The organism is Pseudomonas sp. 10S5 (assembly GCF_035019745.1).
In the GTDB taxonomy this organism is placed as follows: domain Bacteria; phylum Pseudomonadota; class Gammaproteobacteria; order Pseudomonadales; family Pseudomonadaceae; genus Aquipseudomonas.
Genome location: NZ_JASJVL010000001.1, coordinates 354,710 through 365,548, shown reverse-complemented (window position 1 = coordinate 365,548; position 10,839 = coordinate 354,710). Strand labels below are relative to the sequence as shown.

General features: G+C 56.8%; 6 protein-coding genes and 1 pseudogene. 1 reads left to right on the top strand and 6 read right to left on the bottom strand.

Annotated elements, in window-relative coordinates; translation table 11 throughout:
• From QN378_RS01630 to QN378_RS01620, 3 genes and pseudogenes are all read right to left on the bottom strand, one after another.
• Window positions 1–214: pseudogene (locus QN378_RS01630) on the bottom strand (type VI secretion protein); the annotation flags it as partial.
• A gap of 129 nt (window positions 215–343) precedes the next feature.
• Window positions 344–1,306 carry a diguanylate cyclase gene (locus QN378_RS01625; protein WP_323547169.1) on the bottom strand — a complete coding sequence of 321 codons (963 nt, stop codon included), beginning with the start codon at window positions 1,304–1,306 and terminating at the stop codon, window positions 344–346.
• A 2-nt stretch (window positions 1,307–1,308) separates the two neighbouring features.
• Complete coding sequence (locus QN378_RS01620) at window positions 1,309–2,298, bottom strand: response regulator (RefSeq protein WP_323547170.1); 990 nt, start codon at window positions 2,296–2,298, stop codon at window positions 1,309–1,311.
• Between the two features lie 672 nt (window positions 2,299–2,970).
• Here QN378_RS01620 and QN378_RS01615 point away from each other — a divergent pair.
• Window positions 2,971–4,233 (top strand): arsenic transporter, encoded by a 1,263-nt coding sequence (locus QN378_RS01615; protein ID WP_323547172.1) that lies wholly within the window; start codon window positions 2,971–2,973, stop codon window positions 4,231–4,233.
• A gap of 4 nt (window positions 4,234–4,237) precedes the next feature.
• Here the strand turns inward: QN378_RS01615 and QN378_RS01610 are convergent, their stop codons facing one another.
• The 3 genes from QN378_RS01610 to glgP all read right to left on the bottom strand — a co-directional run bounded on the left by QN378_RS01610 (window position 4,238) and on the right by glgP (window position 10,797).
• On the bottom strand, window positions 4,238–6,532 hold the full coding sequence (locus QN378_RS01610) for an Orn/Lys/Arg decarboxylase N-terminal domain-containing protein (RefSeq protein ID WP_416350623.1): 2,295 nt from the start codon (window positions 6,530–6,532) through the stop codon (window positions 4,238–4,240).
• 64 nt (window positions 6,533–6,596) lie between these two features.
• Complete coding sequence (gene adiC, locus QN378_RS01605) at window positions 6,597–8,105, bottom strand: arginine/agmatine antiporter (RefSeq protein WP_322203810.1); 1,509 nt, start codon at window positions 8,103–8,105, stop codon at window positions 6,597–6,599.
• A gap of 175 nt (window positions 8,106–8,280) precedes the next feature.
• Entirely contained in the window at window positions 8,281–10,797 is a 2,517-nt protein-coding gene (glgP, locus tag QN378_RS01600; RefSeq protein ID WP_323547174.1) for an alpha-glucan family phosphorylase, read from the bottom strand.
• Window positions 10,798–10,839 lie beyond the last annotated feature (42 nt).

Sequence of the window (10,839 nt, the reverse complement as noted above, 5' to 3'; positions counted from 1 at the left end):
CATGCAGACCTTCGCCGTCCGGGCCGAAGCTGAGAAAAGCCGCTTTGTGCAGCACGTCTGAAAGCTCAATATCCCCCACCCGGCTGACCAGTTCGACGCTGATGGCGTAGGGCGTGCTGACGGCTTCTGCGCCCTCAAACGCCAATACCTGCAAGCGAGGATCTTCGAGACCTTTGATGCTTAGGGTGAAGGTCGGGTAAGTGGTCTGAGGCATTGGCAGAGTCTCCGCATCAAAAGATGCGGCAACTTTGCAGGACTGTAACGCGGAGGACTATCGGGCGGCGCCAACAGAAGATGTAGGACGCTTCCCATGACCAAGTAATCCGAGGCCTACCTAGCAAACCTAGGCTTTACCCTCATACGCCGACACTCGATTGCGACCGCCTTCCTTCGACACATACAGCGCCTGATCCGCCCATTCGATGAGCTGTTTGTATTCAGGCGCAGGCTTGCTTAGGTCTGCAACACCCAGGCTAATGGTGCAGCGGATCGACTTTCCGTCATGCACCACTTCTTGTGCCTCGACCGCTTCGCGCAGGCGTTCGGCGAAGACCATGCCACCCGCCTTCGTCGTGCCCGGCAATAGCACTGCAAACTCTTCTCCGCCGTAACGTCCGGCGATGTCGACATCGCGAATATGCTCAAGCACGGTTTCAGACATGCACTGGATAACTTTGTCACCCGCTTGGTGGCCGTAGGTGTCGTTCACACGTTTGAAGTGATCAATGTCGAACATCACGAGCGTCATTGGTGTGTCGTAGCGACAATGCCGGGCGTATTCAAGCTTGAGCGACTCTTCCCAATGACCGCGATTATATAAACCGGTGAGCCGATCAGTGCTCGACAGCAGCTGCAGTTGACGGTTGGCCGCCTGCAACTGGTGAGCGTGGGTCGCTACGTCGGTCACGTCGTAAATTACCAGGCAAATGTGGCTGATTTCGCTATTGGTAGAACGCAGCGGGAACAAGGTGGTGTTTTGGTACATGAAGTCCTCCTGGCCAGTGATTGGCTGGTAACTCTTGAAATGCACCAGGTACGGACGTTGTTCCCAAATGGTGAAAGCAGGTGTGCCGAGGGTCAGTACGTTCTCGACTTTTTTGCGAAACCACCCTTGATTGACTTCGGGAAACAAGTCAAAAAACGATTGATCATGGGCCACACTCGGCACGACACCGGAGCGGTTTTCCATAAAGGTATTCCAGACTTGCACCTTGAAATTTCGGTCAAATACCACCACGCCGACGTCGATGCTCTGTGTGATGGTCAGCAGCCAATGAAGTTCTTTAATGTCGATGCGGTCATTCATGGTCAGCTCATCACGTAGGCAAGTTTTTTGGTGAGCCGCTCTACCGAGTCTTCGGTAAACAACAGCAAAAGATCAAAGTGGATATTGTGGCCTTCAAGGCTGTAACTGATTTCCACCGCCAAGGTTTTCTTCCAGCGCCGTTGATTGGTGCGGATCAACTCTTCAATGCTACCGAGCACTTGCGGGTGGCCTTGGGAGAACACCACATCAATTTGCTCAGCGATTCCGGTCAAACAGGCACCGATCAAAATCGTCGACAAGTCCAGGAGCATTTCCATGTCGGAATAGTCCGTGGAGTCCCGTTCCATCAACTTAGCCATGTCGGCAAGTTCAGAGCCGTGAAAGATCAACAGCGCCTCACCCGCGATGCCGCCACCGATATAGCCCTGACAGACCGCCGTCAATTGCTCGCCACTCTGAGCATCGGCCAACGCCATGTGCAATTCGCCCACTTCCAGCATGTTCACGTTGGGCACAGGCAAATGAACAAACACTCCAAGTACTCGCGCCAAAAGCGCAGCCGCACGGCCCATGGCGACGTTAATAACTTCCCGAAATGCATCTTGAAAACTGGTTGCCGACTCAACAACGGACTGCGCAACGGCCACGGAGCGGTTCGACTCGCTCAGTATCCCGAGGTCTTCAAGGAGGCTTTTCAACTGTTCCGGTTCCACCGGCTTTTTCAAAAAAGCCAGTGCACCCAACTCTAAGACACGCCGTACAGCCTCAGCCTGTACATCGCCGGAAACGACGATGACCCGGGCTTTCAGTTGCTCTTCGCGAATAGTTGCCAGTACCTGATAGCCGTCCATTTCCGGCATGGTCAGGTCGAGCAAAACGACTTCCCCAAGCCCTCGGCGTATAGCCTCAACCCCTTCTTTACCATTCGTTGCCAAGGTTACCGAGACATTCAAATCGTCGGGTAACGCTCGCAGTAACTGCTTGCGCGCCATATTGGAGTCGTCGCATATCAGCAGGGGAATCGTGGGCATTGTGTTCTTTTCTCACTGCGTAAAGAGTTTAAGGCCCAAGCCGATGTGCCTATGCACTTTTAAAGTGCGCAGTCGTCGCTCGCCTACTAACGAGAGCTGAGGGAAACGCCCAAATTCCGTATAAGCGCGTGCGCCATCGCCATGCAATTTCTGTGCAATATTAAGAGCTGCTTACCACCCAAATCAGTAAATGAGTCACAGCAACCGTACCCTTTGTGCGCAAGACCAATAAATCCACCGTCATAGCGAGTGTCCATTTCTCTAGTCGCACTTCGCCGTCTGTCAGAATGTTCTTTAGGCTCAAAAAATTGGCTATGCCGGCAACAATACCGTCGGTTATTTGTCACAACGTTAAGCTACTATGCCCAATATTGTAACTGGACTGTTACTTGACGGAACGCGAAGCGAACTTTCGTCACTGCTCGCATGCTGTCCGCCGTATCGAAAACGTGAGATTGTGACCACGTTTGTCTGAGGCACGTTGGCAAAGCACAGTGCTCAGATTGAATTTTACCTTTACCAACGTACGTTCGAATTTTGCTGACGCTCAGTACCATTCTCTATGACGCGACGTGTTACAACGTCCAAGCGCACAGGCACTTCATAGGCCTGCTACACACCCCACCCTGTGTCTCCATGATCAAAGTTCCCATCTTCAGTTAAGGGTCATGCATGCCTGGATTCGATCCAAACACCGTCATCTGGATCACCGCTGCCCTGGCAACCTGTTGCGTGATTTTTCGGCCATTTGGCCTACCAGAGTATGTTTGGGCGGTGAGCGCCGCCGTGGTGTTAACCATTTTCGGGTTCATACCTTGGCCCTCTGCATTGGGGGCGATTGCCAAAGGCACCGATGTCTATCTGTTCCTGATCGGCATGATGGTGCTGGCCGAACTGGCGCGTCAGGAGGGCCTTTTCGACTGGCTGGCCATGTACGCCGCGCAGCATGCCAACGGGTCCGGTCAGCGGTTGTTCGATCTGGTGTTCCTGGTCGGGACGCTGGTCACCGTTTTTTTGTCCAACGATGCTACGGCGGTTGTGCTGACGCCGGCGGTGTACGCCGCCGCAAAAGCAGCTAAGGCCGAGCCACTGCCTTATCTGTTTGTCTGCGCTTTTATCGCCAATGCGGCAAGTTTTGTGCTGCCGATTTCCAACCCTGCCAATCTGGTGATTTTTGGCAGCCACATGCCACCGCTGTTGGCTTGGTTGTGGCAGTTCAGCCTGCCGTCGATGGCCGCGATTGGTCTGACCTACATCGTCTTGCGCATTACTCAGCGTAAGCGCCTGCGTCAACCTTTGGAAACGGTCATCTCCCTGCAGCCCTTGTCCAGTGGAGCACGGCTGACGGCATTTGGCATCATGCTGACGGCCGTAGTGCTGCTGCTGGCGTCGGCTTTGGATCTGCAACTGGGGTTGCCGACGTTTTGTGCAGGGATAGCCACCGCCAGCTTGATTCATCTGCGTCAACGCATGAATCCGATGCCGGTGCTCAAGGGAGTTTCCTGGAGCGTATTGCCGCTGGTAGGCGGCTTGTTCGTTTTGGTTGAAGGGCTTGCCCAAACCGGAATTATTAATTCGTTGGCGCATATGTTGGCCTCCCTGGCCGACCATTCCAGCAGCCAGGCAACCTGGGGTGCCGGGATAGTTGTGGCAATTGCCAGCAATCTCATCAATAACCTGCCTGCGGGTTTGATCGCTGGTTCTGTGGGGCATATCGCTCATCTGCCAACGCCTACCATCAGCGCGCTGTTGATCGGCGTTGACCTAGGGCCAAACCTTTCGATTACCGGCTCTTTAGCCACGCTGTTGTGGCTGATCGCTGTGCGTCGCGAAGGTGAGCATGTCAGTGCCGTCGACTTCCTGCGGGTCGGGATTCTGGTGATGCCGCCCGCCTTGATCGGCGCACTGGCGGCGTTATTCCTCAACGCGGGTTAGTCGATCATTTGATACAGCGGATGCGGTAAAGCCCGTCTTCTACCTCGACCCCATGAGTATCGTGGGTGAACCCTGGAAAATGCCGGTCGTATTCTTCCAATGCCCTGAGATAGCCGAGTATCGGGCCATCTGCTGCACCCGCGCTTTCGCCGGGCATCAACAGCGGAATTCCGGGCGGATATGGCACCACCCCAGTGGCCACGGTACGCCCGGCCATTTGTTCCAACGTAAGCACTTCAACATTGTCACGGACCAATTGCTCGTAGGCAGCCACCGGGCTGAACCGAGGTTCCGGCAGGGTTGAAAATGCCTGAGACAATGCGTCAGTGGTGCGCAGCTCGGCCATCTTCTGGAACATACTTTCGCACAACGCTCGCAGACCCATGCCTCTATAGCGTTGCGGATGCGCCGCCAACAACGCTGGCAATACGCTGTCCAGCGACGCATTGGCGTCATAGTCGCGCTTGAAGTCGAGCAGCGTATTGACCAGCGTGCCCCATTTGCCTTTGGTGACGCCGATGGAAAACAGAAACAGAATCGTGAAATCAGTGGTTTTTTCTACCACTATGCCTTGGCGATCCAGATAAGCGGTGAGCACCACAGCCGGAATGCCCTGTTCGCTCATGCCGCCACCGGGCAAAATTCCCGGCGTGGTGATCGACACTTTGATCGGGTCCAGCATGCAGTAGCCGTCTTCGATGTCACCGAAGCCATGCCACGCCGCGTTCGGTTTAAGCACCCAACACGCCGGTTCAGTCGCCAGCAATTCCTCGTCAGCGGCAAAAAACGGCAGGACCTGAGCGCTTTTCGGGTGGGTGACGGTGTCCGGCTGCCAGACGTTGAAGAACCATTCGCCCTTGGTCTGGAACTCGCTGTTGAGTCGCGCCAGCATTCGCCGAAACGCAATCGCCTCGCGGATCGAATCACCGGTCAGGGCTTTGCCGCTGGGGCCGTCCATCATCGCCGCACTGACGTCGTTGGAGGCGATGATCGCGTAATTGGGCGAGGTCGAAGCATGCATCATGAACGCTTCGTTGAACCGCGCATGCTCAATCGGCCGCCGACCATCGCGGACGTGGATCATCGACGCCTGGGACAGCGCCGCCAGCAGTTTATGGGTCGACTGAGTGGCAAACACCGTCGGCCGATCAGCCGCATAATCAGCAGGTTCGCCATGCATCGCGAAGCGCTCGCGGTAAATCGGGTTAAAGCGTGCGTAACCGAACCAGGCTTCGTCGAAATGCAACCGGTCGACGCTCTGACCCAGCAGCGCTTCGACCCGGGTCACGTTGTAGCAAAGGCCGTCATACGTCGAGTTGGTAATGATCGCGTGCATTGGCGTCGGGTCCAGCCCTTCGCGTAACAGCGGATTATTCGCCACCGCGCTGCTAATCGCCTCGGGGGTTAAGCGCTGCGGTGGAATCGGACCGATCAGACCGTAGTGATTGCGTAAGGGAATCAAATAAGTCGGAATCGCCCCCGACATGGTCATGGCGTGTTCGACTGACTTGTGGCAATTGCGATCACACAGCGTGACCTGATCGCGGGTCACGCTGGCCATCAAGATCACTCGATTGGAGGTCGAGGAGCCGTTGGTCACATGGTAGGTACGGTGCGCCCCGAAAACTCTGGCGGCATACACCTCGCTGGCACCAATTGGGCCGGAATGATCAAGCAGTGATCCCAGCTCACCCACCGAAATCGACAAGTCGGAGCGGAATAGGTTTTCGCCAAAAAAATCAAAAAACGCGCGCCCCACAGTGGACTTCAAAAATGCCGTGCCTCCGGTGTGCCCCGGCGTGTGCCAGGAATACTCGTACACCTGGGAAAACCGCACCAGCGCGCCGAACATGGGTGGCAACACCGCCTCACGATAACGCTGAATCGCGGCGACAATCCGGCCGCTGATAAAGCGCGTGGTGTCTTCCAGCAGCCAGATGAAATCGTCGGACTTCTGCATCGCTTCCAGGGGAATGGTGGCGGCGCTACTGCGGTCGGCCAAGAGAAAAATCGGCACGCCTTCGCTGCGCTCGCGCACGGCGTCCAATACCCGGTTAGCGATGGCATGGCTGTCGTCCAGCGCCAGCTCCCAGTCGAGCAACACGCATTGCAGCATCGGGTCCGAATGGATCAGGACAATGGCATCCTCGGCCGACTGGGCCAACAGGACTTCCACTTGGCGCTCTTCCAGCTCCTCAGCGAGTTGTCGGACGGCGCGACCGGCCTGGCTGTTAGCGGCAAGTTCTTCATGAATAAGCAACGCTTTCATGCCGAGACGATGGTGCTGATGAACGGACATGGTGTCCTCCAGACTCATAGGAATGCGGCTCGACACGCGCTATGGGCGCGTCGAGTCTCGCCTTTTAGGGGGCAGAAGCTGGAGCGGGGGCGACTGCAGGTTGCTGAAGCTCACCGGGCAACGGTACCCGGCGCTGCAAGTTGAGGTCGTCGCGGTTGCCGATAGATACCCAGAACGTGCCAATCAACGCAGCAATGACCATGGTCAATGCCATATAGCGAACCCAGGTAGGCGATATACCGCCGGGATGCAGGTGGCCTTCCTCGATTTCACGGCGACGGGTAATGGCGCCGGAGTAAAAGACGATGGTCGCAATCACGAAGATCAGCGCCCAGCGGGTTTGTGCACCGTCGGAGCCGACCATTGCCCAAATGCTGTAAACCGCACCCACCAGACCGATGAAGGTGTACAGCGCATATTGGTTGGGCGGCATGGCCTTATAGCCCAGCACCTTGATCGAAATACACGAGTAGATGTAAGGCAGCAGCGTCATGATTACGGCAATCGACGCGATCTTGCCGAACTGTTCACTGGCGGTGGGAGACATGGTCACCAACACCTGGACGCTCATGATCGCCGCAACAATCGCCAGCCCGGCCGCCGGTACACCCTTGGCGTTGACTCGGGAAAAAACGTTTTGGAACAGACCGTCATCCGCAGCGGCTTTGGCGGTTTGTCCTACTAGCAACGTCCAGCCTGCCAGCGAACCGAGGCAACCAATGGCTGCGCACAGGGCGACGATATTGGCGGCGGTGTTGCCAAGTGCCAGCCGTGCAGCATCGGCAAACGGAGCGGAGGACGAGATCAATTCCTTGTTCGGAATCATGCCCATGATCACTGAAGAACTGAGGATGTAGCAGACCGCCGCGATGATCACGCCGCCCACTGTGGCTATGGGTACATTGCGGCGCGGGTTGCGCACCACTGCCGCCGAGACCGACGCACTTTCAACGCCGATAAACGCCCACAGGGTGAAGTTCAGAGTCATGCCGACCGCAGAGAAGTCAGTTTTGCCACTCACGTTCCAGCCGGCCATGTACACATCGCCGCTGAACCAGAACCAGCCAAACAAGGCCATGCCGACAATCGGAAACAACGCAAAAAGGGTGGTGACTGACTGCACTCGACCCACCAGCTTCGGCCCGAGGATGTTGGCGTAGGTCAGCAGCCAAATGACAAAAATCTGCGCAGAGGCAAACACCAGCGGCTCTTTCAGCGACGGAAAGAAGTGGGTCAGGTACCCCAATCCGGCAACTGCCAAACCAACGTTGCCCAGCACATTAGCCAGCCAATACACCAGATTGGTCTGGTAGCCCATGTAGTTGCCGAAGGCTTTGCGGGTGTAGGCGTAAGGCCCGCCCGCCGCAGGGTCAATGGAGGCCAGCTTGGCAAAGGTCAGTGCAAGGGCCACTGAACCGACAATGGTGATCAGCCAACCGTACAACGCAATGCTGCCGATACCGGCGAGGTTGGCCGGGAGCATGAATACCCCCGAACCCATCATGTTGCCCGCGACCATCAGGATCGCGGGGGTAAGGCCCATTTTGTTGGAGTCGTCATCTATAGCTGCCATAAACCAGACATCCTTGATAAGGCCAAAAGAGGGAATCACTGCGACCCGCTGACCGTCTCTCTTGCGTTGTAGAAACCCACAACGGGAGCAGCACAGAGCGTAGTCGAGTTTTTGCGGGGTTCTTATACCAACGATCACTATTACGACGACTGCGCTGGATCAACGAAGCCGTTCGTCAGCTCTTCCAGATAATCAGTCCGACCTCCAGCGGTACGGCCAGACCTGCAGAATCGTTGGCGATGACCCGCGCCGTGTACTCAGCGGCAGGCCGGTCATCGGGCACTTCAACCCTGTAGAGCAACAGCCCGTCCGCCTGAGCCTGCGGGTCGATCTTCAAGTCGACGCTGGTGGCGTCCGCGCCATCCACGCCGTCAACATAGAGCTGCACGCGCACTTGAGACGGAGAAAGGCTGCCCAGATCCATGTGCAGCGCCACGGCATAGCGGCCCGCCTGTCGCTGCAGGTCTAATCGCAGGAAACGAATGTCGTCCCAGTGAGTGCACAACTGTTCATGGTCCTGAGTCAGTTGCAAGGCCAGTCGACTGCCCTCAGCACTGCGTGCGTGGTAGGCGATGGCGGCTGGCAAGTAATAGCGTTGGGTGTATTCACGTACTGCCCGGTCCGCCGAAAACTGTGTCACCAATGTCCCCATGCTGGCGCGCATGCGGCGAATCCATTGGCCTGGAATACCGTCGGCGTCACGCTCATAAAACGCAGGCACCACTTCGCTTTCCAACAGTTTGTAGAGCTGATCGGCATCTGCAGCGTCGTACTCCGCGCCATGTTCGGCACCATCGCCGATGCCCCAGCCCACTTCATCGGTGCAGGCTTCGGCCCACCAACCATCGAGCTGAGACAAGTTCAGGCCGCCGTTAGCCAAGACTTTCATGCCGCTGGTGCCGCTGGCTTCCCACGGCCGACGCGGGGTGTTGACCCACACGTCTACGCCCTGCACCAGATGCCGCGCGACGCGCATGTCGTAGTCTTCGAGAAAAGCCACACGCCCGTTGGTTTCTGGACGTCGTATAAAGCCGTGCCAGTCCCGAATCATTTGCTGTCCGATACTGTCAGCCGGGTGAGCTTTACCAGCAATAAGCAACTGCACGGGTCGAGTGGGATGGTTGAGAATTCGAAGCAGACGCTCAGGGTCTTGCAGCAATAAATTGGGCCGCTTGTAGGTGGCAAACCGTCTAGCAAAGCCCAAGGTCAATACCTGCGGATCGAACGCCACACCCGCTGATTCGATGGCGTCCAGCGAAGCGCCGTGCACGGCCTCGCTGCGCGCCAAATGAGTACGTACGAACTCAAACAGCAGCGCCCTCGCCTGCCCGCGCAATTGCCACAGATCGGCATCGTCGACCTGTTCTAACAATTCGCTGACCCTGGATTCACTGGTGCCACGCCACGGTAGATCATCACCGTGTAGCGCTTGCCAATGGGCTTCGGCTTCCAATGAGACCCAAGTTGGCAGGTGCACTCCGTTGGTGACGTGACCGATGGGCACAGCGTCATTTGGCCAGCGCGGAAACAGCGGCTGAAAAATATGCCGACTGGTCGCTCCGTGCAAGCGGCTCACGGCGTTTACCGCGCCCGCACAATGAGTCGCCAGAAACGCCATATTGAACAGTTCATCGGCGTCGTTGGCATGTTGCCGGCCTAACGCCAAAATCTTCCCTAGCGGCTGACCCAGCTCATGCTCGACGTACAGGCCTAAGTATTTACTGATCAACTCAGCGGGAAAACGATCAAACCCTGCCTCGACCGGGGTATGAGTGGTAAACAGATTTCCGGCGCGAGTAGCTGTGAGGGCTGCGTTGAAACCTACCTTGTTGGCCTGCATATAACTGCGGGCTCGTTCCAGCACTGCAAACGCCGCATGCCCATCATTCAGATGAAGCACGTCCGGCGTGTAGCCGGCGGATTCCAACAGACGCCAGCCGCCGATGCCCAAGACCAGCTCCTGACGCAAGCGCATTTCTACGTCGCCGCCATACAACTCGCCCGTTAGCAAGCGCACTGGAGGTGGATTGGCCGGGTCGTTGCTATCGAGCAGCAATAACCGGTTGCGCCCAACCGTCGCCTGCCAACCGCGCAACCAAACGGTCAATCCAGGCAACTGAATCGCCAATCGCAACAGGCTGCCGTCGGGACGCAGCAGCGGTTCGATGGGTAATTGCCGAGTGTCGTTGACCGGGTACAACGCCTGTTGGTGCCCGTCGACACCGATTTCCTGGCGGAAATAACCGTGCTGCCACAACATCCCGATGGCAACCACTGGGACGCCCAAATCACTGGCGGCTTTGAGTTGGTCGCCAGCGACATTTCCCAGCCCGCCCGAATAGATGGGTAGTGCTTCGCTGAGCATGTACTCCATGGAGAAATACGCCACTTGGTGCAGCGCCGCATCCGCATGCTCACGCTCGAACCAGGTAGGTTGCGCCAAAATCGAGCGGTGAGTTTGCGCGATGTTGATAACGCGGCCATGAAAGTGACTGTCAGCGAGCAAGACGTTAATTCTTTGCTCGGAAACGGCGTTGAGCACCAGGCACGGATTGTGAGTGAGTTCCCACAGTTCGCTGTCGAGGCTGCGCCAGATATCGTCGTTTAATCCTGACCAGCGAACGGTTTGATCGAATGCGAGTCGGCGCAAGGTTTCGATGTTGGACTCAAGCGGCGTGCGATGAAATGGCATGAACTGACCCTATCTCAGTGAAAGCGAATTTATTCGCGAAGC

Bases quoted from the DNA above. Each gene is read 5' to 3' on its own strand.
- QN378_RS01625 (WP_323547169.1), bottom strand. From the start codon at position 1,306: ATGAATGACCGCATCGACATTAAAGAACTTCATTGGCTGCTGACCATC.
- QN378_RS01620 (WP_323547170.1), bottom strand. From the start codon at position 2,298: ATGCCCACGATTCCCCTGCTGATATGCGACGACTCCAATATGGCGCGC.
- QN378_RS01615 (WP_323547172.1), top strand. From the start codon at position 2,971: ATGCCTGGATTCGATCCAAACACCGTCATCTGGATCACCGCTGCCCTG.
- QN378_RS01610 (WP_416350623.1), bottom strand. From the start codon at position 6,532: ATGTCCGTTCATCAGCACCATCGTCTCGGCATGAAAGCGTTGCTTATT.
- adiC (WP_322203810.1), bottom strand. From the start codon at position 8,105: ATGGCAGCTATAGATGACGACTCCAACAAAATGGGCCTTACCCCCGCG.
- glgP (WP_323547174.1), bottom strand. From the start codon at position 10,797: ATGCCATTTCATCGCACGCCGCTTGAGTCCAACATCGAAACCTTGCGC.